We start from the raw sequence: 25,991 nt of genomic DNA on the forward strand, positions 1-25,991 counted from the left end.
TCCGTTGTCGAATTTCGAACCGGTCAGCCTTTGAGACCGGTCATGGTGATGCCCTCGACGAAGCGCTTCTGTGCCAGAAGGAACGCCGCGACGAGGGGAAGGGTAATGATGAGGGTTGCCGCCATGAGCGCGCCGTAGTCGTCCCCGGCTTCGGCGGCGCGGAAATACATGAGACCCAGCGGCGGCGTGAAATATTCCTGCTTGGTGATGACGATCAGCGGCCAGTAGAGGTCGTTCCAGTGCGCGACGACCGAGAAGATCGCGAAAGCAGTCACGGCCGGCCATGCGTTCGGCACGATGACACGGGCGACGATGCCGATTTCCGACATGCCGTCGAGGCGGGCGGCATGGATTAGATCATCGGGCATGGAACGGAAGAACTGCAGGAACATGAAGATCGCAAAGACCGAGATCGAGAAGGGTGCGACGAGAGCCGTATAGCTGTTCAGGAGCGACAGGCTGTTGAAGCCGACATAGAGCGGCAGCGCCGTCGCATGGATCGGGACCAGCAGGCCGAGCATGACCAGCACCATCATCATGCGCGCCGCCGGAAACTTGAGCTTCGCCATGGCATAGGCGCAGGGGATGGCGATCAGCACCTGGAAGAAGAAGATCAGGCCGCAGACGAGGACGCCATTGAAGAGCAGCGTGCCCATGGAAACCTTGCTCAGCGCTTTGGCGATGTTCTCGACGTAATAGAAATGCGTCGGGATCAGCTTCAGCGCCGAGGTAAAGATATCGTCCTGCGCCTTGCCGGCGGTCGAGATTATGAAGATGTAGGGCGCCAGGAAGATGAGCGAGCCGATAATCAGCAGAGAGAGGCGCAGGATGCGGCCGGGAGTGAAGCCTGTCGAGGTCATGTGTAATGCACCTGCCGGTCTTGGACGCGATATTGCAGGAAGGTCAGCACCACGAGGATGGCGAGGAACACCGTCGTCATCGCCGAGGCATAGCCGACCCGGAGATAGACGAAGCCTTCCTGGTAGATGGTGAAAAGCAGCACCTCGGACGCATGGTTCGGGCCGCCGTCGGTCAGGGCCTTCACCGTGTCGAAGACCTTCACCGCATTGATGATGCTGATCGTGGTCACGAAGAGCGTCGTCGGCCCGAGCATTGGCCAGGTGACGAGCCAGAAGCGGTCCCATGCCGATTTCGCGCCGTCGACTTCAGCCGCCGCGTAGAGTTCTCGCGGAATGGCGGTAAGGCCGGCGAGAAACAGCACCATGTTGAAGCCGACGGATTGCCAGACGCCGATGATAGACAGGCTATAGAGCGCTGTTGCCGACGAGCCGAGCCAGTTCGGACCGTGCACGCCGATCTCGCCAAGTAGGGCGTTGATCGGGCCGATCGTCGGATGGAAGAGATACTGCCAGACGGTCGCCATCGCGACGATCAGCGAAGCGACGGGCAGGAAGTAGGCGGTGCGGAAGAAGCTGCGGCCGATGCCTTCGCTTTCGATCAGCAGCGCGACGCCGAGGCCGAGCGCGATCGAGACGGGCGCGACGATGGCGGTATAGGTCGCCGTGTTCCAGAGCGACTTTACGAAGGCGCGGTCACGCAGCAGATGCGCATAGTTCTCGAAGGCAACAAAGCGCAGGCTCTTGTCGCCGAGCTGGAAGTCCGTGAAGCCGAGCACAACGACGGCGACGATCGGCACGATGATGAAGAGCACGATCAGGATGATGGCGGGCAGGGCGAAGAGCAGGGCCGTGCGGGCCTCATTTCGCTCGCGGGCCGCGGCCGCCTGCATCGGCAGGGAGGTGGCGACAATGCTAGCCATGCGCTTTCTCCCGCGTGGCGTCGACGGTCGTCGAGCTCGCGCGCAAACGGCGGCCGTCTTCGGCGAAGACCATCGCCTGTTCGGCTGCAAGCGTCAGCGCAACGGGCATTCCTGCGGAAAGGCCGGCAGCTTCGGCCGGCGAGAGCTTGACGACCATGGTTTCGCCGATGGCATCGAGCTTGGCGTAGAGGATGACTTCGGAGCCGAGGAACTCCATTCGCTCGATATGGGCGGCGAGCGCATCCTGGCGGTTTTGCGTGAGGCTCACGAATTCCGGCCGGATGCCGAGGGTCACGTTCTTGCCGGTAACACCGCCGTCTTCCAGCGCAAGCCGGATGCCACCGAAGGCAACGATGCCGTTTTCGGCGAGCGCCGGCAAAAGGTTGATGCGCGGCTGACCGACGAAGCGGGCCACTTCAACATGGGCCGGGTCGTCATAGATCGTCTGGGGAGAGGCAAGCTGCAGCAGCTGACCGCCGATCATGACGGCGACGCGGTCGGCCATCGACAGTGCCTCGGCCTGATCATGTGTCACGTAGACAGTCGGCACGCCGGCGCGGCGATGCAGATCGACGATTTCGCCACGGGCATGGACACGCAGATTGGCATCGAGATTGGAAAGCGGCTCGTCCATGAGGAAGACGGCGGGGCGGCGCACCATGGCACGGGCAAGCGCCACGCGCTGACGCTGGCCACCGGACATCTGCCCGGGCTTGCGGTCGAGCAGGTGATCGATCTTCAGCGAAACAGCCATTTCGCGGACGTCGCGGATGATGCCGGAGCGGGCAGCGCGCTGACCGGGGATCAGCGAGCCGATGAAGGGCAGACGCTGGACGCGCGACAGGCGGCGCATGGCGAGCGGCACGGCAATGTTTTCCGAGGTCGTCAGATGCGGATAGAGCGCGTAGGACTGGAAGACCATGGCGATGTTGCGGTCGGCCGCCGCGACGGCTGATACGTCGCTGCCGCCGAGGATGATTTCGCCGCTGTCGGCATGGTCGAGACCGGCGAGGATGCGCAATAGCGTGCTCTTGCCGCAGCCGGACGGGCCGACGAGCGCAATGAACTCACCGGGCTGGACATCGAGATCGACGCCCTTGAGAATGGCGTTGCCGCCGAAGGATTTGGCGATGCCGCGAAGCGAAAGCGCACTCATTCGGTCGGCTCCTTTGCCTTGGGGGCGGCCTGCGGATAGACTTCCATGACGACGTCATCGAGGAAGTAAGCGCTCATGCCGGGTACCGCGACGAGCTCGGTCGAGACCATCTCGCCAAGTTCGTGAATTGCTGCGCCGATCAGGCGTTCGCCCGGCATTTCGCGCTCCATCTCGCCGAGGATAAAGGCTGCGGGCGGTGCCCAGACCAGGTTGGTATCGTTGAAGCGGCCTTCCCAGGTCCAGTGCAGGTGGCCGCTGCCGAAGAGAGCCACGTCATGGGCCGCGATCAGATCATAGAGCCGGCGGCGCTGCGCCGGACGAACGCTCCAGTAGCCGGTATCGCCCTCATCCGGCGCATCGACGAAGAGCGGCTTATGGGCAAAGAGGGCAATGCGGCGCTCGCCACGGTTTTCGAACTTCTCCTGCAGCCAGTCGAACTGCTTCTGCTCCTCGGCGTCCTCGAAGCCCATCAGTAGGCTGTTGAGGCCGATCAGGCGCCAGTTGCCGACGTCCTTCGCCCAGTAGTCCGGGCCAACGAGGCGGCGCCAGCGGTCCAACCGCTCGGGATTGACGGGCTGATAGGAGCCGGGCAGGTGGCCGACATCGTGGTTGCCGGGCACGATCAGCATCGGCACCGACACTTGCCGCATCAGATCCATGGAAAAGAGGAGATCTTCGTCCTTGTCGGCGCCATCGACGCTGAGATCGCCAGTGTGAACGACGAGATCGGCACCGCTTGCCTCGATCCATTTCGCCAGCGGCTCCCAATTGCCGTTGAAATGCGGCTTGTTGGGGCTCAAATGCGTGTCGGTGATCTGGATGATCTTCAAGGCGCTTCTCCGCAGTCTTCAGAAAGGGTGCGCCCGCGGAAGGAATGGCCTTCAAAACCGGCGCGTCTCTGCGCTCTCTTTAGAAGGCCGCCATGTCATTTAGGTAACGGGTCTTTTCAGCTGTTTTTCAGTTTTGTCACATTACCGTCAAACGACGCCGCAGCTGGCCTTATGCGGAATGGAAGGGCTGTACGCGAGGGTACCGGTGCTATAGATCGTTGCGAAAGGGATCAGACATGTCAGACGAACAGAGCCGCATCACCAAACTTGAGGAAACGGTCGCCTACCAGGCCAAGACGATCGAGGAGCTTTCCGATCAGCTCGCCGAGCAATGGAAGGTAGTCGAGCAGACCAGGCAGAAGCTCGACCGCCTGACCGAGCGGTTCCTGACGCTGGAGGAGCAGTCGCTCGACGCACCGGCCGTTACCAAGCCGCCGCACTACTGAGCTGCGTTCGGCGTTCACGTTTCGGTGTTGCACGCGGGCGTGTGTAACAAAAATGCCCGTCTTCCCGTATTTCCTTGTGACTGTCGCATTTACAATCGCGGTCGAGAGGAAATCACCATGAAGATTTTATCGAAGGACACGATCCGCATTTATTCATCGCGCGTCACCCGCTTGGCCGGCTTTACGGCGATCGCGGTGTTACTCGGCGGCGTTGCGCTGCAATTCGTCGGCCGCGCCTCGGCAGAGGATGCACGCGTCATTCCCGCGCCGAGTATGGATGAAAAGGCGATTACCGCCAGCACGGAAACAGCGGTGCTTGCCGGCGGCTGCTTCTGGGGCGTCCAGGGCGTCTTCCAGCACGTCAATGGCGTGATCAGCGCGACTTCGGGCTATACGGGCGGCAGCAAGGATGCGGCTCATTATGAAGCGGTAAGCGCGGGTGACACCGGTCATGCCGAATCCGTGCGTATCGTCTTCGATCCCCATAAGGTCAGCTACGGGCATCTACTGCAGATCTATTTCTCGGTGGCGCATGATCCGACGGAGCTGAACTATCAGGGGCCGGATACCGGGACGCAGTACCGTTCGGCGATCTTCCCGACCAGTCAGTCGCAAGCTGATATCGCCAAGGCCTATATCGAACAGCTCAATCGTGCAAAGGTCTTCGATGCGGCTGTTGTCACCAAGATCGAGCCTGCGCGGCAATTCTATGCGGCTGAGGCCTATCATCAGGATTTCCTGACGACGCATCCGACCTATCCCTATATCGTCATCAACGACCTGCCTAAGATCAAGAACCTGCAGCATCTCTTTCCCGGCGATTATCGCGCCGACCCGGTTCTGGTGACGGCAAGCGCCAGTGTGAAATGATGGCCTGCCCTGACCGGCGAGCGATATCAGCCGGTCAGGGCCGCCTTGCAAGAAATGCTCGTTACTCCCGGCTCGTCTGGTGTATTGCTGCGCCGTCAGACATTCATCGAGAGTGCGTTTCGTCATGATCGTCCGCGACCGGCCGAATCTCTTCCAGCTTTTCTTCATCGTCCGCGGGTCGATCATCCGCCGCATCCTGCCGCAAATCATCGCTATCTTTTTGCTATCGGCGCTGATCGTCTGGGGTCATGAGGCTCGGCCGAACCTCATCGTTTCCTTCAACGGCTCGGCACTATCGCTGCTCGGTATCGCGCTTTCGATCTTCCTCGGCTTCCGCAACAATGCCTGCTACGACCGTTGGTGGGAGGGCCGCAAGGATTGGGGGCAGCTCGTCCATCTCGCGCGCGGCTTCGCCCGGCAGACGCTGGTGCTGGAGAGTGCAGGGGAGGCCGGTATCGAGGCGCGCAATAACCTGCTGCGCCTGACCATCGCCTTCACACAGGCGCTCGTCTGTCTTCTGCGGCCTGGCAGCGACGAGGGCAAGGTGTTTCGCCTGCTGATCGCAAGCGAGGCGGAATTCTACCACGCGGCCCGCAACAAGCCTGATCTCATTCTGCGCCTGATGTCCGCCGATCTCGCACGGCTGAAAGCATCGGGTGTGATTTCGGATATCCAATATCAGATGCTGGATATCACGATCGGCCAGATGGGTGCGGTACAGGCGGCGTGCGAGCGGCTCCGTAACACCCCGCTGCCCTTCGGCTACACGCTGCTTCTGCATCGCACGGCCTATCTCTTCTGTTTCCTGCTGCCTTTCGGTTATGTCGATACGCTCGGCTGGGGCTCGCCCTTCGTGACTGCCCTCATCGCCTACACCTTCTTCGGTCTGGATGCGCTGGGCGACGAATTGGAAGACCCTTTCGGCAAGCGCCCCAATGCGCTCGCCATCGGCGCGCTTGCCGATACGATCGAGATCAATCTGCGCGAAGCGCTTGGGGAAACCGACCTGCCGCCGTTGCCGCAGCCCAAGGATTTCCTGCTGATGTAAAAAATCAGCAAAAAATATTCGCCGGGCGATGGAATAGAATCCGGAGTGCTTCCGTATATAGGTGTATGGAACGCAAAGGACGCACATTCGATGTTTTGGGGCAGCTCGGTTCGCTGAGACGTTACGCCCGCTCGCTTGTGCGCAATGCGGACGAGGCCGAGGATCTGGTGCATGACGCGCTGGTCAAGGCTTATGAGCGCAAGGCATCGTTCAGGCGCGACGGCAATCTGCGCACCTGGCTGCTGTCGATCCTGCACAATGTGCATATTGACCGCCTGCGCCAGAAAAAGTCGCTGAGCCGTCGTCACGAGGAGGCTGCGGCCGACCTCGAAACGGCATTGCCGGCATCGCAGGACCATACGGTGCGTTTGAGCCAGGTCCGCGAAGCCTTCTTCAGTCTGCCCGAGGAGCAGCGCGAGGCGCTGCATCTCGTGGCGATCGAGGATCTTTCCTATCAGGAGGCGGCATCAGCGCTTGGCATTCCCGTCGGCACGCTGATGTCCCGCATTGCCCGGGCTCGCGCGACGCTGCGTAGTTTCGAGGAGACCGCCTCCAAGGTTTCGCATCTCAGGCTTATCGAGGGAGGTGGCAATGAAAATCGTTGATCCGATCATCGATACCGATCTCGACGCCTATGTCGACGGCGAGCTCACGCTTGCGCGCCGTATCGAGGTGGAATCCTATCTTTCGGAGCATCCGGAGATCGCCGCGAAGGTGATGGCCGACATGAGCATCCGTGGCGAGCTGCGCATGGCGCTGGCCGGCGAAGGCAATGTGGTCCGGGCGGAAACGCGGGAGGCCGCACGGCGGCTGGAGCGCGGACTGGCCTATGGCCGCGTGCTGGGCTCGTTTCAGCGCATCGCCGCCATCGCCGTGCTGGTGACCACCGGCTGGGTTGCGCATACGTCCTTCGGCGCCTTCACGGCGAGCGAGGTTAGTGCGTCGACACGTCCACCGGCCTTTGTCGATGACGCGGTACGCGCTTACAAGACGACGGCCGTGCGCGAGGAGCTCAAGCCGCAGTCGGCGTCTGCGAATTACAATCCGGATGAAATCCGCGCATCGACGGCAATCATATTGCCGGAGCTGCCGGGTGGCTGGCGTGTCACCGATGCGCAAATCTATCCATCCGAATTCGGGCCGAGCGTCGAAATGATGGTCGATGCCGGCGAAGACGGACATTTGTCACTGTTTGCCGTCCGTCCGGGCAATTTCGCCGTCCAGGATGTCAGTCACATCAAGCGTGACGATGTCCAGGCTGCCTACTGGCAGATTGGCGAAGTCGCCTATGCGCTGATCGGCAACGGCAAGGCGGGTCAGCTTGACGGCGATGCCGAAAAGCTTGCCCGCAGCCTCTACTAGTTTGGATTAAAGGAGAACGACCATGAACCCGACTAATCCGCGATACGGCTACGGAGCCGCCGCCGGCTCTCAGGCGCTCTTCGACGAGGGGCTGCGCCGGCACATGCTGCGCGTCTACAACTACATGGGTATCGGCCTTGTCGTGACGGGAATCGTCGCGCTGATCGTCGGCACGACGCCGGCGCTCTATGTGCCGATCTTCCAGAGCCCGCTGAAGTGGGTCGTCATGCTGGCGCCGCTTGCCTTCGTATTCTTCTTCTCGTTCCGCATCCAGTCGATGTCGGCGGGAACGGCGCAGATGATGTTCTGGGCCTTCTGCGCGGTCATGGGTCTGTCGCTGGCCTCGGTCTTCCTGGTCTTCACCGGTACGAGCATCGCGCGCACCTTCTTCATTGCCGCGACCATGTTCGGCGCGACCAGCCTCTATGGCTATACGACCAAGCGTGACCTTTCCAACATCGGCTCGTTCCTGATGATGGGTCTGTTCGGCGTCATCATCGCCAGCATCGTCAACATCTTCCTGGGTTCGAGCGCGCTGCAGTTCGCCATCTCGGTCATTGGTATCGTGGTCTTCGTCGGCCTGACCGCCTGGGATACGCAGAACATCAAGGAACAGTATGCCGAAAACTACGATCAGGAATCGCAGCAGAAGCTTGCCGTCTTCGGTGCTCTGTCGCTCTATCTGAACTTCGTCAATATCTTCCAGCTGCTGCTGAACGTCACCGGCGAGCGGGAGTAGTTTGAAATTGCCTGCTTGAGCATGGTCTAAGCTAAAGGGCACTCCACGCCTTTGGTGATTATGCTCCGGTAATGCGTCTCCCTGGGGGCTTGTTGAGACGCATGACGCGCCTGCAGTATCTGCGCCGATACTGCAGGCGCAACTTTTTTGAGGGCGAGCCAACTGGGCTAAACCGCTCGAAAATCACCTTCGCCGCCAGGCGGCAAAGGGGGAAGGTGCCGGACCAAGAGAGCACCGTCTAAAGAAAAGGCCCGATAGCGCAGATCTGCTGCCATCGGGCCTTTCATCATTGGAGATATGCGGTGTCTCGTCCGTCAGGTGACGAGCGTGGTCTTACCACTCCGCAACGCTGCCGTCCTCGTGGCGCCAGACGGGATTGCGCCAGCGATGGCCTTCCTTGGCACGCTCGATGACATAGGCTTCGTCAACCTCGATGCCGAGGCCGGGACCCTGCGGGATCGAAACGAAGCCGTCGGCATATTGGAACACCTCCTTGTTGGAGATGTAGTCGAGGATGTCGTTGCCCTTGTTGTAGTGGATGCCGAGGCTCTGTTCCTGGATGAAGGCATTGTAGCTGACGGCATCGACTTGCAGGCAGGCGGCAAGCGCGATCGGGCCGAGCGGGCAATGCGGCGCGAGCGCAACATCATAGGCTTCGGCCATCGCGGCGATCTTGCGGCACTCGGTGATACCGCCGGCGTGCGACAGGTCGGGCTGCAGAATGTCGACATAGCCGTCCGACAGGACCGACTTGAAGTCCCAGCGAGAATACAGGCGCTCGCCGAGCGCAATCGGCGTTGAGCAATGATTGGCGATTTCCTTCAGCGCCTCGCGGTTTTCCGACAGCACCGGCTCTTCGATGAACAGCAGCTTGTAGGGCTCGAGTTCCTTGGCGAGCACTTTGGCCATCGGCCGATGGACGCGGCCGTGGAAATCGACGCCGATGCCGATATATGGCCCGATCGCCTCGCGGATAGTGGCGATGGTTTCGACGGCCTTCTCCACCTTGTCATAGGTGTCGACGATCTGCATTTCCTCGCAGCCATTGAGCTTGATCGCCTTGAAGCCGCGGGCGACGACGTCCTTGGCATTGTTGGCAACGTCCGAGGGACGGTCGCCGCCGATCCAGGAATAGACCTTGATCTTGTCGCGCACCTGGCCGCCGAGCAGCGAATGGATCGGCTGTCCCAGCGCCTTGCCCTTGATGTCCCAGAGCGCCTGGTCGATGCCGGCCAGGGCCGACATGTGGACGGCGCCGCCACGATAGAAGCCGGCGCGGTACATGACGTTCCAGTGATCTTCGATCAGGAACGGATCCTTGCCGATCAGATAATCTTCCAGCTCGTGCACAGCCGCCTGTACGGTCAGCGCGCGGCCCTCGACCACGGGTTCACCCCAGCCGACGATGCCCTCGTCGGTCTCGATCTTCAGGAACAGCCAGCGCGGGGGAACGATATAGGTCGTCAGCTTGGTGATTTTCATGGGAATGATTCCGTTTGGCTTTGGGTTGTGTCAGCGGCGCGATGCCGCAGATCTCGGGGTTTCGGGATTTGTTTTCCGGCCTTTGTCCAGCCGTCGTTCGACGGCGAGATCACGGGCGGCAAGATCGAGCATGCGGTGAGCGCAGACGCGCGCCGCATCGCGGTCGCGAAGGCGCAGGGCTTCGACGAGTTCGCCGTGTACGGCGATTGCTTCGTCGCGGTTGTCGGCAGCGACGTTGGAAGCGTGCAGCGCATATTTGAGGCCGGCGTGCATGGCACTGGAGAGGCGGCGGAACACCTGGTTGTGGCTGGCGCTGAGCAGCAGCTTGTGGAACGTCACGTCGGCTTCGGTAAAGCCTTCCGGATCATCACCGCTGTCGCGCATCTGCTGCCATGCGCTCTCCAGGTCCGCAATTTCGCGAGCCGTGGCGCGTTCGGCTGCATATTCTGCCGCGGCGGGTTCTATGGTGCGGCGTGCCTCGAGGATGGAGCCGAGAATATCGAAATCGGCGATATAGGGACCCATCCACTCCAGCACGTCCTGGTCGAGAATGTTCCAGTCATCCCTGTCGCAGACAGTGGTGCCGATGCGCGGCTTGCCGCGCACGAGGCCCTTGGATTCCAGCACCTTGAGGGATTCGCGGATAACAGTGCGGCTGACGCCGTACATTTCGCAAAGATCGTTTTCGCGCGGCAGGGTCGAGCCGGATGAATAGCGTTCGGCGCAGATGTCTTCAGCGATTGCCGCCGTCACATTCTTGCGCACACGGGGACGACGCTCAGGCTTGGCCGACGCGCCATGCTCCTGCCCTTGCAGCGATTCCACGCTTTTTCCTCCACACCATTCCGCATTCTCTGCGGAAACCTCTTACTGCGAAGGAGCTGGGCGTATTGGCACCTTCCCTTTTCGCATTGAGATGAAGATACGCTAATCATCATACATTGGCAATATTCTTGTATGATGATTTAGCCTGCTGCATTCCAGCCGTTTGGGAACAATCCGCGACCACCAGGCTTTTCAAAGTTGGCGCCCCTGCTGTTACTGCGGCGTCGTCTTCGAGAGATAGAAGGATTATGGTGACGACGCAGGCGGCCATTCCGCCTGCCGTCGATCGTTACGGGGAGGCGGGACCGCCTCCCCAAGTTCATTCAACGACAAGGAGAACGACATGCAGATCAATCGTACGGGTTCGGCTCAATGGTCGGGCGGTCTGAAGGACGGCAAGGGTCAGATCTCGACCCAAAGCGGCGCACTCAATCACTATCCTTACGGCTTCGCCAGCCGTTTCGAAGGCGTTGCTGGCACCAATCCGGAAGAGCTGATCGGCGCGGCTCATGCGGGTTGCTTTACTATGGCCTTGTCGCTGATCCTCAACGAGGCCGGTTTCACCGCCGAAAGCATGGAGACGACGGCCAAGGTGACACTCGAAAGCGTCGAAGGCGGCTTCGCCATCACCGCCATCCACCTGACGTTGACCGGCAAGGTGCCTGGCGCCGATGAAGCGACCTTCACCGAGCTTGCCAACAAGGCGAAAGCCGGTTGCCCGGTTTCCAAGGCGCTTGCCTCCGTTCCGATCTCCCTGGAAGTTCACGCCGCCTAAGTGGCCTTTTCAGGCCTTCGCGTCGCGCTGGCTGGCGCGGCGCGTTTCGTATATATTCCGCATTCGGGGCGTTGGGCTGTCATTTCCGTCGGAATGCAATGCCCCTTGGAGGGGCGAATGTCTGGAATTCTCTTGATTCACGTCGTCATCAGCTTGGTCGCCATCATCAGCGGCATCGTGGTAGCCTACGGCTTTCTCACCGCCGATCGTCATAACCGCTCGACGCTCGTCTATATGCTGATGACGGCTCTCACGAGCTTGACGGGTTTTCTGTTCCCGTTCCATGGCGTGACGCCGGCGATCATCGTCGGCATCATCTGTCTGCTGATCTTCATTCCGACGGCACTGGCGCGTTACACATTCCACCTTGCCGGCTTATGGCGTGCCGTCTTCGTGATCGGCGCGCTCGCGCTGCTGTTCTTCAACTGCCTGGTGCTCATCATCCAATCGTTCCAGAAGATTCCGACGCTCAATGCGCTGGCGCCTACCGGTAACGAGCCGCCGATCCTTGCGGCGCAGGTGGCGCTTTTGGTGGTCTGCCTGTTTGTTGGCTATTTCAGCATTCGGCGTTTCCATCCGGCTTTTGTAGGCGCCTGATCACGCGGCGATCAGCCTGCGGCAAAATGCCTGACACTTTTAGCGCGTTCCGCAAGGAGCGTTGTTGAACGTTTAACTGTTGTTTCAAGTTCTTCGCCACATCATCGGTTTATTCGGTAGCATCTGAAGCTGCCTACGGTTGTGGGCGGCTTCTTGACATCGGCACTCTGATAGATTACGAGTGATGAAAATTGAAAATCGTCACTCGTAATCTATCAGGCTTCCTTCATGCTCGAGCTTTCCGATGTCAACGCCGATCCTGCCCGTCAGGAAAACATCACGCGCATTCTCGATGCCGCTGAAAGGCTGTTTCGCCACTACGGATACAGCAAGACGAACGTAGCCGATATTGCGCGCGATCTCGGCATGTCGACGGCGAATATCTATCGGTTCTTCGGTTCCAAGACGGAAATCCACCAGGCTATCTGTGGGCGTATGCTCGGCCAGAGCTACCAGATGGCTCTCGCCATCCGCAATCGCCCAATCAGCGCGACCGAGCGGCTGCGGACCTACGCGCTATCCCAGTACAAGATGATATTGGAGACCATGCTCGATGAGCAGAAGGTTCACGAGATGGTCATCGTGGCCATCGAGCGCGACTGGCACGTCATCGAAAAGCATATCGAGCGCACGCAGGCGTTGGTCGCGGAGATCATCGCGGAGGGAATTGCTGCCGGCGAATTCGCCGAACAGGACCCGCATCTTGCCGCCAAATGCTTTGCTGCGACCACCGTCGATCTCTGTCATCCGCAGATGGTGGCGCAATGCCTTGCCAAGCCCTACCAGGCGGATCCCGAGGATATCATCGAATTTGTCATCAGGGCTTTGAAGAAATAACGGTGCGCTCCGGATGTCCGGCGTGCTCTCACTCTTTGTTCGACTTTAGGAGAGCGACATGGTTTCGCTGACGACCAACACTTTACGGACCATTGCCGGTGCGGCTCTCTTTGCCGCTTTCGGGCTTGGGCTTACGGGCTGCAATGAGAAGAAAGAGGAGACGGCGGAGGTGGTCCGGCCAGTCAAGGTCGTTGAAATCGCTCAAGCTGACACGACGCGCAAGCTTGATTATTCCGGCGCCGTTCGGGCGCGCACTGAAATGAATCTCGGGTTTCGCGTCAACGGCAAGATCGTAGAGCGCAAGGTGGATATTGGCCAGAAGGTAAAGCCCGGCGATGTGATCGCCCGCATGGACGCCACCGACTATATTCTCGCGGTGCGCCGCTCGCAGGCCGATCTGGATGCGGCCGAGAAACAGGTGCAGACGACCGAGCTTGCCCGCACGCGTGCGCAGACACTCTTTAACAAGAATGTCACCTCCAAGTCGCAGCTCGAACAGGCGGAACTTTCCTACGAGCAGGCCATCTCGACCCGGGATTCTGCGGTGTCGGCACTGAGCGAAGCCAAGAACCAGGTCGCCTATGCCGACCTGACGTCCGACATGAACGGTATCGTGACTGCAATCAATGCCGATGTCGGCCAAGTGGTCAGTTCCGGCACACCTGTCATCACCGTTGCTGTCGATGGCGAAAAGGAAGTGCAAGTCGCTGTCCCGGAAATGGACATCGCCCAATTCAAGGTCGGCAAGGACGTCAAGGCGCGCTTCTGGTCCGACGCCGCCCTCGTGCTCAATGGAAAGGTGAGGGAAGTGTCCGGCAGTGCCGATCAGTCGCGCACCTTCGCTGTGCGCGTGAGCGTGCCGAACGATCCGCGCGTGCTGCTTGGCATGACCGCGACGATCGAGGCGCTTGCTGACAATACCCAGCCCTATGTTTCCATTCCGCTCAGCGCTCTCGCGCAGAAGGACGGAAAGCAGATCGTCTGGCTGGTCGATCGCAGCGCCGGCACGGTTCATTCCCGCGCGATCAAGGTTGCCGATTTCGCCGATGACGGCGTAAGGGTCGCCGATGGCCTGAAAGCCGGCGATGTTGTCGTTGCCGCCGGCACGCAATTCATGACCGAGAACATGAAGGTCAAGCTTGCGGCTGCATCAGCCCAGCAGGCTTCCGCAGAAATCAACGCCGCCTCGGCGGATATCGTACGCTGACCCGGATCGAGGGGGACGAGATTATGTCCATCAATAGCACCTCCGGTGAGAGGAAGCGTTTCAACCTGTCGCGGTGGGCGATCGCCCATCCAAGCATCGCGCGGTTCCTCTTCGGGCTCATCATCATCGCTGGCGCGCTTGGCCTCACCCATATGGGCCAGAAGGAAGATCCGGATTTCACCTTCCGCGTAATGGTCGTGCAAACCGTTTGGCCCGGTGCCTCGCTGCAGGACATGGAAGACCAGGTGGTCAACAAGATCGAGCGCAAGCTGCAGGAAACGCCGCATCTCGATTGGGTCAAATCCTATACCCGCGCCGGCTTTGCCATCACCACCATCCAGATCAAGGGCGACACCAACACCGCTGAGGTGAAGGACGCCTTCTATCAGATCCGCAAGAAGGTGGGCGATATCAGCAACGAGCTGCCCTCCGGCCTGCTCGGCCCCTATTTCAACGACGAATTTGGCGATACCTTCATCACGCTGCATTCGATCAGCGGCGACGGCTACACCTATCCGGAGCTGAAGAAATTCGCCATCCAGGCGCGCGACATGCTGCTTTCGACACCGGGTGTCGAGAAGGCCACCATCATCGGCGACCAGGCGGAACAGATCTATATCGATGTCTCCTCCAAGGTTCTGGCCGAACGCGGACTGACGCTCAATGACCTGAAGAACGCCATTGTCGGCCAGAACAATGTCGATCCGGCCGGTAATGTCGATACCAGCACGCGCTCCGTGCGCATCTCGGTCGAGGGCGATGTCAACAAGATAGAGGATATCAAGAACCTGCGGCTCAACGCCGGCGGCCAGGTGACCCGTCTCGGCGATATCGCCACCGTCACCGCGGGGCTACAGGACCCCTATACGGCCAAGTTCCTCTACAACGGCCATCCAAGCGTGCAGCTCGGGGTCGTCATGGCTCCAGGCTTCAAGGTGACCGATGTCGGTACGTCGGTGGAAGAAACCTACAAGCGCTTCGAAGCCTCGCTGCCGGTCGGCGTTCAGGTCGATCAGATTGCCAACCAGCCTGACGTCGTCACCGATGCCATCAGCGAATTCATGCATGCGCTCGGCGAAGCTCTCGTCATCGTGCTGATCGTCTCGTTCCTGTCGATCGGCTGGCGTTCCGGCCTCGTGATCGCCATTGCCATCCCGCTGGTACTAGCTGCGACCTTTGCCATCATGTACGAGTTGGGCATCGACCTGCAGCGCATTTCGCTCGGCGCGCTCATCATCGCGCTCGGCCTGCTGGTCGACGACGCCATGATCGTGGTCGAGCTCATGGAGCGCAAGCTGGAAGAGGGGCTTGTAAAGCTCGATGCTGCCAGCTTCGCCTATTCCTCCACCGCCTTCCCGATGCTGACGGGTACGCTGATTACCACGGCCGGCTTCATCCCCGTGGGATTTGCGGCATCGACAGCAGGCGAATATGTCCGCTCGCTCTTCTATGTCGTCGGCATCGCACTGGTCGTCTCCTGGTTCGTGGCGGTCTATTTCACCCCGTGGCTCGGCTACATGATCCTCAAGCAGCGCCATCATGCCGGCGAGCACCATGACGTGTTCGACACCCGCTTTTATCGGCGCCTGCACTCCTCGGTTGCCTGGGCCGTGCGCCACCGCGTTATCGTTCTGCTTCTGACGCTTGCCGCCTTCGTCGGCAGCCTATGGTCCTTCCAGTTCATACCGCAGAACTTCTTCCCGCAGTCGTCGCGTCCGGAAATCCTTGTGGACTTGTGGCTGCCTGAAGGCACCAGCATTAAGGAAGTCGAGCGGCAGGCGCAGGCGCTCGAGGCACGCATGGCCGATGATCCGGACAAGCGCTTCATCGCCACCTATGTCGGCCAAGGTGCGCCGCGCTTCTTCCTCCCGCTCGACCAGCAGCTGACGAACCCGAATTATGCCCAGATGCTGGTCATGGCGAAGGACGAGCCGGCTCGCGAGCGGCTGATCACCAAGCTACGTGGCATTCTGGCGGCCGATTTCCCATCCGTGCGCGGCAAGGTCGACCGTCTGTTCCTTGGTCCGCCGACAGGCTGGCCCGTGCAGCTGCGCGTCATGGGTCCGGACCGGCAGGAGGTTCGCCGTATTGCCGACGAGGTGAAGCAGCGCTTTACCCAAAACCCGCTGCTCGGCGCCATCCATGACGACTGGCTGGAGCCGGTGCCGGCCATGAAGCTGGTGATCGATCAGGACCGCGCCCGCGCGCTCGGCGTCACCTCACAGCGTATCCGCCAGATGCTGCAGGCCTCGATGTCCGGCTTCACCCTCGATAATTATCGCGAGGGCGAGGAAACCGTCGGGATCGTCGCCCGCGAGCCTGATGCGAGCCGCCATCTGCTGACCTCGGTGAACTCGGTCTATATTCCGACCGATAGCGGCGGGTTCGTGCCGCTGTCGCAGGTCGCCAAGATCGTGCCTGTCATGGAGCAGGGCATAGAATGGCGCCGTGATCGCCTGCCGACCATCAGCGTACGGGCAACCCTACCCGACAATGTGCAGTCGAACGATGTGACGGCCAAGCTCTACAACGACATGGCCGATCTCAGGAACAGCCTGCCGGCCGGCTACAAGATCGAGATCCAGGGCGGTGCTGAAGACAGCGCTGAAAGCCAGGCTTCGATCGCCGCCAAGGCGCCGATCATGCTCGTCATCATCGTCGTGCTCCTGATGGCGCAGCTGCAGCACTTCGGCAAGGCAATGCTGGTGTTGGCAACAGGCCCGCTCGGCATCATCGGCGCGGCCGGTGCCCTCCTGATCAGCGGTGCGCCCTTCGGCTTCGTCGCGATCCTCGGCGTCATCGCGCTGCTCGGCATCATCATCCGCAACTCGATCATCCTCGTCGACCAGATCGACCAGGATATCGCGGCGGGCATGGACCGGAAGGAAGCGATCATCGGCTCGGCCGTGCGTCGTTTCCGGCCGATCATGCTGACGGCGCTGACGGCTGTGCTGGCGCTGATCCCGATCTCGCGCGGTGTCTTCTGGGGGCCGCTCGCCTACGCCATGATGGGCGGTATCCTGGTTGCGACCGTGCTGACGATCTTCGTGCTGCCTGCCGGCTATGCCCTGTTCTTCGGCCGCGATCCCAAGAGCAAGTCGGCGGAGCCGGTTGCCAGCGAGCAGGCTGACGAGGAAGAGGGCAATACGGTTCAGCTGCCGCCGGCGGTGGCGGCGGAATAGGACGCCTGAAAGAAACAAATATCCCGGCTTCGAGCCGGGATATTTGTTTGAACCGTTCAGATCGACTGCAGGATTGTCGGTCTGCCATCGGCGATCTTGAGGATCGTCAGGCTTCCGCCCATGGAAACGGCGGTGTCGATGCCAATGCGGCCCAAGCCGAAAGTGGGGTGCGAATGCGGCGTGTGACCGTGGACCACCAGCAGCGGCAGCTGCGGTCCTTCCGACAGGAAGGGTTCGCGGATCCACATCAGATCCTCATCTGTCTGATCGCTCAAGGGGATGCCGGGCTTGATGCCAGCATGGACAAAGAGCGTCGAGCCGAAACTGACGGCTATAGCCAGTGAACGCAGCAGATCGACATGCGTCGGCGGCATGGCGTTCAGTATCACGTCGCGCAATTGCCGGACGTCATAGCCAAGGTCGAAGAGAAGATGTCTGGCATCGACGCCATAAGAGGCGAGTGTCGGCAGTGCGCCGAATTCAAGCCAGTGGCTATTGGTTTCCGGGTCATCGAGAAAGCGCAGGAATACATCGTCGTGATTGCCGCAAAGCGCATAGCGGTCGAAGCCCTCGGGCGGCGGCGCGCTGAGATGCGCGAGCACATCGCCGGAGCGCGGGCCGCGATCGACATAATCGCCGAGGTACATCAGGAGCTTTCGGCCGGGAAGATTGCGGGCGTCCGCAACAATGCGCCTTTCCGCCTCCACCATTTCGTCATGGCAGCCGTGGATGTCGCTGAGCGCATAGATCGCGGTATAATCGCGTCCGGTGAGATCGATGCGGTCTCTTTGCTGCTGCATGGAATCCGCCGTTTCCTGCCGGGGCGTGCCTCAACGGCGCGGCAGTCCAATCGCTTGAATGGTATCGAGAAACCCGCCTTTGACGAGCCTATAGCGAACGGTATTCCAAGCATCGAGTTGCTGCAAGTCTTACGGGCGCCGGCATTGGTCTGAACCGCTGAAATTGCAGAAAGATTCGGGATCATCTTCGGGAGGTCGCACCTTGTGTAACCTCCCGAAGGGTTACCCCGCTCAGCCGCGATAGGCGGCTTCGAGGCCGGCAATGTCGAGTTTGACCATCCCCATAAGGGCTCGCATGACGCGGGCCGCCTTGGTCGGATCCGGATCGGCGATATACTTGCTGAGCACCGTCGGAACGACCTGCCAGTAGACACCGTAGCGATCCGCCACCCAACCGCATTCCACCGGCCTGCCGCCATCAACAAGACCGTCCCAAAGGCGGTCGACCTCAGCCTGGTCGGCGCAATCCACCTCCAGCGAGATCGCATGATTGTATTCGATGCGGTCGCCGCCGTTCAGTGCCATGAAGCGCTGGCCGGCAAGCGTGAAGTTGACGACCAGAACCTCGTCGGGTTTGCCGGCGGGCGTATCGACGACGTTCTTCTGCACATGATCGATCCGGGAATCCGGGAAAAGCGAGACATAGAAGTTCGCTGCTTCCTCCGCTTCTCGCGCAAACCACAGGCATGGGGCAATCTTGGACATTTGGTACTCCTCTCTCCGATTGGATGCCCTTAGGACGAAGGAGGAGCGGCAGGGCCGACAAAGCTTTTGAAAATTTTTCGGCGACCTCGGTCGAGCCGAAACCAAAATGTCAGCCGGCTGCCAACCTTTCAGCGAATTCGATCGCTTCGATCAGGCTTCGCTCGTTGGCGATGCCCTTGCCGGCGATGTCGAAGGCGGTGCCGTGATCGACCGAGGTGCGCACGATCGGCAGGCCGAGGGTGATGTTGACGCCGGAAAGATCCATCCATTTGCCCGTCGCGGGATCGATCTCGAAACCCAGCAGCTTGACCGGAATATGCCCTTGGTCGTGATACATGGCAATAACGGCGTCATACTGGCCGGCGCGGAGCTTGACGAAAACCGTGTCGCCGGGAACAGGACCGACGATATCGAGGCCATCGGAGACGGCCTTGGCGATGGTCGGCGCGGAGATGTCGATATCCTGCCGGCCGAAGAGACCGCCTTCGCCGGCATGCGGATTGAGCGCGGCAACGGCGATCTTCGGCCTGACGATGCCGAGGTTTTTGAGAGCCTTGTGCGTGAGGTCGATGACGAGGCGCAGCCGCTCTGGCGTCAGGCGCTTCGGCACATCCTCCAGCGCGACATGGGTGGTGACGTGGCTGACGCGCATATTGCCATGGGCGAGCATCATGACAGAACCGCGCGCGCCGGTCAGTTCCGCCAACAGCTCGGTATGGCCGGCATAATGGAAGCCGGCCTTGTTCAGCGCTTCCTTGTTGAGCGGCGCCGTGACGATGCCGCCGACTTTGCCCGATAGCGCCAGCTGGACGCCCTTTTCGATCGCCTTGAACGCCATGCGTCCACCATCGGCGGAAAGCCGGCCCGGCAGGATCGGTTCTCCCTCGGCATCAGCCTGGATGAAGCAGAGGTTCGGCCAGTCGCCCTCCATCTCGGTCTCGGGAATCTCGATATCGAGGCCAAGCTGCTGCTCGGCAAGCCGAAGGGCCGGGCCGCTGCCGATAATTGTAAGTTTTAACTTACCTTTAGTAAGCCGATCCTTTAGCCGTGCTGCAGCCTTAACGATGATTTCCGGGCCAATGCCGGCGGGGTCGCCCATGGTGATCGCCAGATGCCGCGTCATGGTTCTTCTCCTCCGGCAATCAGCCCGTTTTCATTCAAGAGGTCGCGCCACAGGGTCGGGCCGCCGAAGGCCCCAGACTTGGAGATGACCGTGGTACCTTCCCAAGTGCCGCCAACGATCGTCGAGCGGGGGAGGCCGGGTGCGGCCTGGCCGGTGATGCTGAGGGCGGTCACGTCAAGCGCCGAGCAGAGATTGCGCAAGGTCTCGCCGCCGGCGACGATCAGCGTGCCCGGGGCCGGCAGCGCCTTGGCCATGCCGCCGAAGCTCGCCGCGATCCGCCTTGCAGCATCATCGCGTTCAAGTCCGGTCGGCAAGTCGAGGCTGACCATGGCGACGCCGCTTTGCCGGATTTGATGATCGATGGCATCGGCATCAGCGCCTTCCGCAAGCTTCAGCCAGTTAGGACCGCAGGCCTGGAGCTGCGCCAGCGTGATCGGCTGGTCCGAGCCGAACAGACCGAGCACCGGCCTTTGTAGCTTGCGCGAGATGGGGACCGATGGCGTTGGGTAGCGTTTGCCCTCGTTCTTCCTGGCGGGAGAGCGGTGGTGCGTTGCCCGGTCGATATTACGTGCCAGAGCGCGGGCAAGGCCGCCGGTGCCGCTCCAGAGAACCGGCCCTTCCAGCTGCGACGATACCCATGCGATGATGGCATCCAGATCGTCATCCGTATGCGCATCGAAAACATGGATGCCATCTGGAAGCGGCTTGCCTTCGAGGCCATCGAGTGGCGTGTTGAAAGCCGGCAAACCCTCGGCTCGCAGATGCGCGACGAGATCGCCGCTGATGTCGCGCCAGGCGTCCTTGCCGGCAAATAGCACTTGCCGGCCGCCGCGTGTGTGCCGCCCGTGATGCGGAAAAGCCGGCGCGAGAATGCAATGCCGCCAGTGGCCGAGCCGGAAACAGGCGGCCAATTCCGCCGCCCAGGGGCCGCGAAACAGGCTGTCCACCTTCTTGAAGGCGAGATCGGCACCTTGCAGCAACGGCGCAATGCCGGCGACGATATCAGCTGCTTCGGCGGCCGTTTTCTCTCGGGTGCCGCTGTCGATCGCCAGGCAATCCGGCAGCGTCGTGGAAAGCGCATCGCTGCGCTCGACCGCGATCGGCCCGTAGACACCGACGAATTCGACGGCGGTATCGAGCGCGCCGGTCAAATCATCGGCAATGAGGCGGAGAGTGGGCATTGGCGGAAAAGCCTTCAGCGGGCCTTGCGGGTATCGGATATGGAAATGGACGTGAGGCCTTGCGGCGGCTCGGACAAAGCGCAATCTCCAGCCTTCCATGAAGGATGTCAACGGGTTGCTTTGTCACCGAGTCATGTCGGGCCGCTGGATATGAAATATAAAAATGCCCCTCACCCCAGCCCTCTCCCCGTTTTGACGGGGAGAGGGGGCGATCCAGTCAAACCCCTTCGCCCCGTCCTGAGCCTGTCGAAGGGGCGGGGAGAAGGTGGACTCGAACAATCGAGCGAAGCGAGACTGTGAGAGGACGGATGAGGGGTTCTTCTGTCTCTATGCAACTGCCTGCCATTTCATCCACCCAGGCTGCGACGTCTGCCCGCGTTTACCCACTGGCGCATATGCGGATATGCTTGTAAGTGAACGGCGCGGCAGATCGCTTCAGTCGCTTCAAGGAGGGCAGGGTGAGTTACGATTTCCATGTGGGCCAGAAGGTCGTCTGCATCGACGACAAATTCAAGCATGTCAGCATCGATCAGCTGATCCGCAAGGGGACGATCTACACCATCCGCTGGGTCGGCGAGTACACGCATTATGTCGACGGCACCTTCATCGGCGTGAAGCTGGAAGAGATCCATCGCGGCAATGATGATGGGCCGGAGGGCTATGGCGCCGCCGACATGCCCTATCGCGCCAGCCGCTTCCGCCCGCTGGTGGAGGACAAGATCGCCTCGCTCAGAAAGCTGCTCGCGCCGACGCCGGATGCGCCCGCCGAGCCGAAGGTGAAGACCAAGAAGAAGGAAAAGGTCTGACGGCAGGAAAGCGGGATGGCCTCGATTAGCCCTGCCGCGCCCGCGCAAGCCCGTGCTCGATCAGCCGGCTGATGAGTTCCGGATAGGAAATACCCGAGGCGTCCATGGCCTTGGGATACATGCTGATATTGGTGAAGCCGGGCATGGTGTTGATCTCGTTGATGACAGCGCTGCCGTCCGGCCGCAAAAAGAAATCGACGCGCGCCAGCCCTTCGCATCCGAGCGCGCGAAAACCATCCGCCGCCATGCGCTTCATCGCCTCTGCCGTGTCAGCCGGAATATCCGCCGGCACGGTGACGACGGCGCCGTTCTGATCGAGATATTTCGCCTCGTAGGAATAGAAGCCGTGGCTCGCGGCCGTGGCGATTTCGCCCGGCACGGAGACGAAGAGCGTGCCATCCGGCTGCTCCAGCACCGCATATTCGATCTCGCGGGCACGCACGAATTCTTCCACCAGCACCTTGCGGTCATGCCGGAAAGCCTCGGCCAGTGCTGCCTCGAACGCTGCGGCATCCTGCACCTTGCTGACCCCGACCGACGAGCCCTGGCGCGTGGGCTTGACGAAGACGGGCGAGCCGAGCGCGCTCACGATCGCATCGAAATCCGGCTTTTCGCCACGCGTGAGCGTGACGGAGCGCGCAACCGGCAGGCTCGCCTCGCGCAGCAGCCTCTTGGCGATATCCTTGTCGATCGCGATGGCCGAACCCACTATGCCGCAGCCGACAAGGGGAATGCCGACCATCTGGGCAAGGCCCTGAATGGAGCCATCCTCGCCATAAAGCCCATGCAGCACCGGAAACAGCACATCGACCGCCGCGATCTCCCGCGCGCCGGCGCCTTCCAGCGCCAGCAGCCGCCCCTTCGCCCCCGGCAACAGGCAGACCTCCGCGCCTTCATAGACAACCGGCTCGGCCAGCACGCCGCCCTTTTCCTCCACCAGCAGCCAGCGCCCGGCGCGATCGATCAGGATCGGCACGATCTCATATTTCGCGCCATCGATCGCCCTGACGACATTGCGGGCCGACATGACGGAAACCTCATGCTCACTGGACTGACCGCCAAACAGAACGGCGACGCGTAGTTTCGACATTGAGGCTTTTCTCCCGGGCCAGGATGGATGTGATGGGAGAAGGGTTTAAATGAGGGATTGCAGCGGAATTGGGGAGGGGTGGCTGGCAACGCGCTTTTAAGAATCAGCTAGATTCTGAGAAAGACAGTTGCTGGGAGAGAGATTTTAAATCTGAATTATATAAATAAAATCAGGAATTTATGATGTATTTTGTAACGGCGCAACGAGCAAAAATTTGTGAGAGATTTGGTCATCCCCCGTGCGATAAAATCCACGTCAGAATGGCGGTAATTGCAGCCTGAATTGCCATGCTCGCAGATTCATCAGTCACTTTAGATGCCAGCCACCGCAAGGCTGGAATAACTGTCGATTTGAATAGGCGGACATCTAGCCTCTTTCCAGATAAAAGGGCTTTGCCGGCCTTCAATTCCGCATGTCTTCGCGATCCTTCCTTATCTTCCATGAGCGCGTTGCTCGCACCAACCTTCGCGATCGCATCAGTTAAGGCGGTCTCGACTTTCTCAATTTCCGGCGACTTACTATCAATGTCGACCGTTACCGTTGCGTCGCGAAGAACTTCGGAGGTTGATGGATCAAGTTGACCGGAGGCGATCAAAGCGTCCATCTCGTCTTCAAGATCGCGGCCATTGTGTCGCCCGATCCGTGAAGCTTCGTAATAGCCCTTCTCTGTCAGTGAATAATGGTTTGGCTGGAATCCGCTGCGGTTTCCCATCTCGCGGAGGCGGTCAACGGCATTTGACGTCGCGTAAATCGAAAACGGATCATTGGGCGTCGGAGCTGATCTAACCTGCAGGAGATCGTCTGCAGTCAAAGACGAGGCCGCTGTATCAGTCCAGCAGCGTCGGCTGCGAGCGCTCGCTTCTCAAAATCACCTTCCACTATCAGAGCGAAGGCGAAAAGCAGTTCGTTCCGGAAATCGGGATAAGACATTCTACTTTCAGACATGCATCCCTCACTGAAATAAGCATGAACTTTGCGCGGATCATCTCATCTAATGGCGGCTTAAATATCTTCAATATTCCGTCGGTAGCTTTCCGGCGATAGCCTACGAAATGCGCGTTCAAAATTATCTCCGGCTTCCGCAAGCCGCGTCGCTATGGTGTTTACCTTCTGTATTTTCACAGAAGTTTCCCTGGTGTACCAGTCGCTCGCTCGCTCTTGATCGGGGGCGAGAGAAGCAAAGTCCAAGTTGTGCTCGACGATATTAGCGTGTTCGCCTATTTGACCGTCAAGTTCGTGCGCAAGACGCACGGCCTCGGATGCCAGATTGTCGAGTTCTTGATTCTCAAATTCTCTTTCCGGCCCATTCCACCTACTCAACTCGCTCACCGGGTCGAAGCTCGCAAGCAAGAATGTGGTGCTAACTGGATGGCCCTTTAAGTAGCCCTTAAGGCGCTCGTTCAAAATGCCTCTCAACGCATTGCCCAATTCGATATCATGAGGGTGCAGGATGGCGGGCGCGGGCGCGCTTGCATCCGCCTTGCATTCCGCGAACGCCCATCCGGCGAACGCGACAACCAGACAAGATATAGGCTCCCAGATACTCTCCCCGTCATGATAGCTGTCCACCGCCCATCCAACGAAAAGCATGCACGCGATACCGCCCGCAATTCTACTTGCTCGCCACATACATATCCCCGAATCAGATGCTTCACGTTATTCTATCGATGATAACCTTCACGAACGTCTTTTATTAGGAGAATGTAGATGGTTACTGAAGAAGCCTTCAAGGCCGTGAGTGAAGTCGCCAAGACTACCAGTAAAGCAATCGATGCTAGCGAGAAAGGCACGCGCTATCTTGCTGAGATATTTAAAGATGCGATTACCGCTTATGCCGGTGCTGCTGCCGACTCGGCCGTCGGCTATCGTATTCGTAACCGTGCTTCAGTTGCGGTCAAAACGGAAAAGTATCTTCAATCGTTAGGACTAGATGCGAGCTTCCTCAAAATTGAAGAACGGGCCGCTGTGCCGCTTATCGAAGCCTTGTCAGTTGAAAGCGATGACGGGTTACAGGATTTATGGGCGTCTTACATCGCCAATGCGGTTGATCCACAGAACACGGCAATTGGCGTCACAGCGATCATTACCAATGCAATAAGTAAACTTGAGCCAGAAGACAAACGCATTTTGGATAAGTTGTTTGACCTAGACCTTGCAGAAATGCGACGGGAGGCATTGCGTATGAAGGCGACCGATTTCCAAATTTCGGAACAGTCGCTAAATTTTACTTTGTCTCGGTTTGTTGCCTTGGGTCTATTTTCCTGCGACAATTCTGGAAGCGTTGGTTTTGCCGCCAATGACGATCATCAGATGCCTTGTAATTTAGAAATTTACACTTCCATAGGTTGGTTTCGTGCACTTCCTCTGCTGTTGATGTTCAAACAGTCGGTGAGCCAAGCTATGTAACAGCCGCCAAGCCTCTCGGTTAAAGTAGGGCTCGCCTATTTTTCAAAACGATGGTCGTTCTGTCGCTCCGGTGTCCGAGACAGCAGCTAGAATAGCCGTAAAGCTCAATAAATGAACGATTTCCGGGGGATAAGATGGTGCTGCTAGAGAGATTTGAACTCTCGGCCTCTCCCTTACCAAGGGAGTGCTCTACCCCTGAGCTATAGCAGCAATCCGTGGCGCCGCTTGGTGCGCCGTATTGGGCGAGGCGGCTATTGCCATAGGTCGGGGCGGAGTGCAAGCCGCAAATTGCAAGTTCTGTGAAAGATCGTTGGAAAAAATGTGTCGGTCTTTTGGCGCCTAAGGTTTTCCGCTATGAGGAAGACATGGGTGCGGACAAGACGAAAATCGATGAAGGGCAGGCTTTGCAGGGCGGTTCTGCTCCAAGCGGGGCCAGCGGCGAGGCGGGCGAGCCCGTGAGCGGCAGGCAGGTCACGGAGGCCGATCGGCGGCGCGAGCGCGCGGCGCAGAAGCTGCGGGAGAATCTGTCCCGCCGCAAGCAGCAGGTCCGGGCGCGGCGCGCCGGCCAGGCCGACGAGACCGATGGGCTGCCGGCTGCAAAGGCTGGGGATAATGCTGAAACCGCCGCAAAAAGGGACGAATCGCAATGATTGATGTCGTCCATCATCAAACGAATTGATGCGTTAATCTATTTCGTCTAAAGAGCGCCTTTTACCAAGGTGCACGAAACTTAGGTGCGCAAAA

General features: G+C 59.9%; 27 protein-coding genes and 1 tRNA gene. 14 read left to right on the forward strand and 14 right to left on the reverse strand.

Annotation, left to right across the window (positions count from 1 at the left end; translation table 11 throughout):
• Window positions 1-23: 23 nt before the first annotated feature.
• Genes FHT85_RS21680 through FHT85_RS21695 form a run of 4 tightly spaced genes read right to left on the reverse strand, consistent with a single transcriptional unit; the run spans window position 24 to window position 3,766 of the window.
• On the reverse strand, window positions 24-860 hold the full coding sequence (locus FHT85_RS21680; RefSeq protein ID WP_112410097.1) for a carbohydrate ABC transporter permease: 837 nt from the start codon (window positions 858-860) through the stop codon (window positions 24-26).
• The gene (locus FHT85_RS21685; RefSeq protein WP_112335263.1) at window positions 857-1,780 is read right to left on the reverse strand and encodes a carbohydrate ABC transporter permease; all 924 of its coding nucleotides are present in this window, start codon (window positions 1,778-1,780) and stop codon (window positions 857-859) included. The genes FHT85_RS21680 and FHT85_RS21685 overlap by 4 nt, the downstream gene beginning before the upstream one ends.
• On the reverse strand, window positions 1,773-2,936 hold the full coding sequence (locus tag FHT85_RS21690) for an ABC transporter ATP-binding protein (RefSeq protein WP_112410096.1): 1,164 nt from the start codon (window positions 2,934-2,936) through the stop codon (window positions 1,773-1,775). Before FHT85_RS21690 ends, FHT85_RS21685 begins: the two co-directional genes overlap by 8 nt.
• Window positions 2,933-3,766 carry a metallophosphoesterase family protein gene (locus tag FHT85_RS21695; protein ID WP_112335261.1) on the reverse strand — a complete coding sequence of 278 codons (834 nt, stop codon included), beginning with the start codon at window positions 3,764-3,766 and terminating at the stop codon, window positions 2,933-2,935. Before FHT85_RS21695 ends, FHT85_RS21690 begins: the two co-directional genes overlap by 4 nt.
• A gap of 236 nt (window positions 3,767-4,002) precedes the next feature.
• Between FHT85_RS21695 and FHT85_RS21700 the strand changes: the two genes are divergently transcribed.
• From FHT85_RS21700 to FHT85_RS21725, 6 genes are all read left to right on the forward strand, one after another.
• Window positions 4,003-4,212, forward strand: a complete 210-nt coding sequence (locus tag FHT85_RS21700; RefSeq protein ID WP_112335260.1) for a SlyX family protein — start codon at window positions 4,003-4,005, stop codon at window positions 4,210-4,212.
• 117 nt (window positions 4,213-4,329) lie between these two features.
• Window positions 4,330-5,082, forward strand: a complete 753-nt coding sequence (gene msrA / locus FHT85_RS21705; RefSeq protein WP_112410095.1) for a peptide-methionine (S)-S-oxide reductase MsrA — start codon at window positions 4,330-4,332, stop codon at window positions 5,080-5,082.
• 124 nt (window positions 5,083-5,206) lie between these two features.
• Window positions 5,207-6,130, forward strand: a complete 924-nt coding sequence (locus FHT85_RS21710) for a bestrophin family protein (protein WP_112335258.1) — start codon at window positions 5,207-5,209, stop codon at window positions 6,128-6,130.
• A gap of 65 nt (window positions 6,131-6,195) precedes the next feature.
• Entirely contained in the window at window positions 6,196-6,735 is a 540-nt protein-coding gene (locus FHT85_RS21715; RefSeq protein WP_112335257.1) for a sigma-70 family RNA polymerase sigma factor, read from the forward strand.
• Window positions 6,722-7,492, forward strand: coding sequence for an anti-sigma factor family protein (locus FHT85_RS21720; RefSeq protein WP_112410094.1), 771 nt, complete (start codon window positions 6,722-6,724; stop codon window positions 7,490-7,492). Before FHT85_RS21715 ends, FHT85_RS21720 begins: the two co-directional genes overlap by 14 nt.
• A 22-nt stretch (window positions 7,493-7,514) precedes the next feature.
• Window positions 7,515-8,231, forward strand: coding sequence for a Bax inhibitor-1/YccA family protein (locus FHT85_RS21725; protein ID WP_112410093.1), 717 nt, complete (start codon window positions 7,515-7,517; stop codon window positions 8,229-8,231).
• 333 nt (window positions 8,232-8,564) lie between these two features.
• On the opposite strand, the gene dgoD is transcribed toward FHT85_RS21725, so the two are convergent.
• Window positions 8,565-9,713 carry a galactonate dehydratase gene (gene dgoD, locus FHT85_RS21730; protein WP_092712672.1) on the reverse strand — a complete coding sequence of 383 codons (1,149 nt, stop codon included), beginning with the start codon at window positions 9,711-9,713 and terminating at the stop codon, window positions 8,565-8,567.
• 30 nt (window positions 9,714-9,743) lie between these two features.
• The gene (locus FHT85_RS21735) at window positions 9,744-10,538 is read right to left on the reverse strand and encodes a FadR/GntR family transcriptional regulator (protein ID WP_112410092.1); all 795 of its coding nucleotides are present in this window, start codon (window positions 10,536-10,538) and stop codon (window positions 9,744-9,746) included.
• A gap of 343 nt (window positions 10,539-10,881) precedes the next feature.
• On the opposite strand from FHT85_RS21735, the gene FHT85_RS21740 reads away from it, so the two are divergent.
• From FHT85_RS21740 to FHT85_RS21760, 5 genes are all read left to right on the forward strand, one after another.
• A complete protein-coding gene (locus FHT85_RS21740; protein ID WP_004117925.1) occupies window positions 10,882-11,313 on the forward strand; it encodes an OsmC family protein in 432 nt (143 codons plus the stop codon).
• Between the two features lie 117 nt (window positions 11,314-11,430).
• Window positions 11,431-11,910 (forward strand): hypothetical protein, encoded by a 480-nt coding sequence (locus FHT85_RS21745; RefSeq protein ID WP_112410091.1) that lies wholly within the window; start codon window positions 11,431-11,433, stop codon window positions 11,908-11,910.
• Between the two features lie 228 nt (window positions 11,911-12,138).
• Entirely contained in the window at window positions 12,139-12,747 is a 609-nt protein-coding gene (locus FHT85_RS21750; RefSeq protein ID WP_112410090.1) for a TetR family transcriptional regulator, read from the forward strand.
• A 58-nt stretch (window positions 12,748-12,805) separates the two neighbouring features.
• Window positions 12,806-13,954 (forward strand): efflux RND transporter periplasmic adaptor subunit, encoded by a 1,149-nt coding sequence (locus FHT85_RS21755; protein WP_112335251.1) that lies wholly within the window; start codon window positions 12,806-12,808, stop codon window positions 13,952-13,954.
• Window positions 13,955-13,977: 23 nt separating this feature from the next.
• Entirely contained in the window at window positions 13,978-17,136 is a 3,159-nt protein-coding gene (locus tag FHT85_RS21760) for an efflux RND transporter permease subunit (protein ID WP_112410089.1), read from the forward strand.
• A 56-nt stretch (window positions 17,137-17,192) separates the two neighbouring features.
• On the opposite strand, the gene FHT85_RS21765 is transcribed toward FHT85_RS21760, so the two are convergent.
• The 4 genes from FHT85_RS21765 to FHT85_RS21780 all read right to left on the reverse strand — a co-directional run bounded on the left by FHT85_RS21765 (window position 17,193) and on the right by FHT85_RS21780 (window position 20,945).
• Window positions 17,193-17,936 (reverse strand): metallophosphoesterase, encoded by a 744-nt coding sequence (locus tag FHT85_RS21765; protein ID WP_112410088.1) that lies wholly within the window; start codon window positions 17,934-17,936, stop codon window positions 17,193-17,195.
• 231 nt (window positions 17,937-18,167) lie between these two features.
• Complete coding sequence (locus FHT85_RS21770; protein WP_112410087.1) at window positions 18,168-18,641, reverse strand: VOC family protein; 474 nt, start codon at window positions 18,639-18,641, stop codon at window positions 18,168-18,170.
• Between the two features lie 109 nt (window positions 18,642-18,750).
• Window positions 18,751-19,764: a 4-hydroxythreonine-4-phosphate dehydrogenase PdxA gene (gene pdxA, locus FHT85_RS21775; protein WP_112410086.1), complete on the reverse strand. Its 1,014-nt coding sequence runs from the start codon at window positions 19,762-19,764 to the stop codon at window positions 18,751-18,753.
• Window positions 19,761-20,945 (reverse strand): four-carbon acid sugar kinase family protein, encoded by a 1,185-nt coding sequence (locus tag FHT85_RS21780; RefSeq protein WP_112410085.1) that lies wholly within the window; start codon window positions 20,943-20,945, stop codon window positions 19,761-19,763. The genes pdxA and FHT85_RS21780 overlap by 4 nt, the downstream gene beginning before the upstream one ends.
• 458 nt (window positions 20,946-21,403) lie before the next feature.
• On the opposite strand from FHT85_RS21780, the gene FHT85_RS21785 reads away from it, so the two are divergent.
• Window positions 21,404-21,751, forward strand: coding sequence for a CAP-Gly domain protein (locus FHT85_RS21785; protein WP_112410135.1), 348 nt, complete (start codon window positions 21,404-21,406; stop codon window positions 21,749-21,751).
• Window positions 21,752-21,776: 25 nt separating this feature from the next.
• Here the strand turns inward: FHT85_RS21785 and FHT85_RS21790 are convergent, their stop codons facing one another.
• The 3 genes from FHT85_RS21790 to FHT85_RS21800 form a co-directional block, all read right to left on the reverse strand.
• Window positions 21,777-22,841 carry a D-alanine--D-alanine ligase family protein gene (locus tag FHT85_RS21790; protein WP_112410084.1) on the reverse strand — a complete coding sequence of 355 codons (1,065 nt, stop codon included), beginning with the start codon at window positions 22,839-22,841 and terminating at the stop codon, window positions 21,777-21,779.
• A gap of 229 nt (window positions 22,842-23,070) precedes the next feature.
• The gene (locus FHT85_RS21795) at window positions 23,071-23,652 is read right to left on the reverse strand and encodes a hypothetical protein (protein ID WP_162709586.1); all 582 of its coding nucleotides are present in this window, start codon (window positions 23,650-23,652) and stop codon (window positions 23,071-23,073) included.
• Between the two features lie 191 nt (window positions 23,653-23,843).
• Window positions 23,844-24,410 carry a hypothetical protein gene (locus tag FHT85_RS21800; protein ID WP_162709584.1) on the reverse strand — a complete coding sequence of 189 codons (567 nt, stop codon included), beginning with the start codon at window positions 24,408-24,410 and terminating at the stop codon, window positions 23,844-23,846.
• A 138-nt stretch (window positions 24,411-24,548) separates the two neighbouring features.
• On the opposite strand from FHT85_RS21800, the gene FHT85_RS21805 reads away from it, so the two are divergent.
• Window positions 24,549-25,247 (forward strand): hypothetical protein, encoded by a 699-nt coding sequence (locus FHT85_RS21805; RefSeq protein WP_112410081.1) that lies wholly within the window; start codon window positions 24,549-24,551, stop codon window positions 25,245-25,247.
• A gap of 135 nt (window positions 25,248-25,382) precedes the next feature.
• On the opposite strand, the gene FHT85_RS21810 is transcribed toward FHT85_RS21805, so the two are convergent.
• Window positions 25,383-25,457: transfer RNA gene (locus FHT85_RS21810), tRNA-Thr, on the reverse strand.
• A gap of 155 nt (window positions 25,458-25,612) precedes the next feature.
• Here FHT85_RS21810 and FHT85_RS21815 point away from each other — a divergent pair.
• Window positions 25,613-25,897 carry a hypothetical protein gene (locus FHT85_RS21815; protein WP_409527346.1) on the forward strand — a complete coding sequence of 95 codons (285 nt, stop codon included), beginning with the start codon at window positions 25,613-25,615 and terminating at the stop codon, window positions 25,895-25,897.
• The last annotated feature ends 94 nt before the right edge of the window (window positions 25,898-25,991 follow it).

Origin of the sequence: Rhizobium sp. BK312 (assembly GCF_014193605.1) — a bacterium.
GTDB lineage: Bacteria > Pseudomonadota > Alphaproteobacteria > Rhizobiales > Rhizobiaceae > Rhizobium.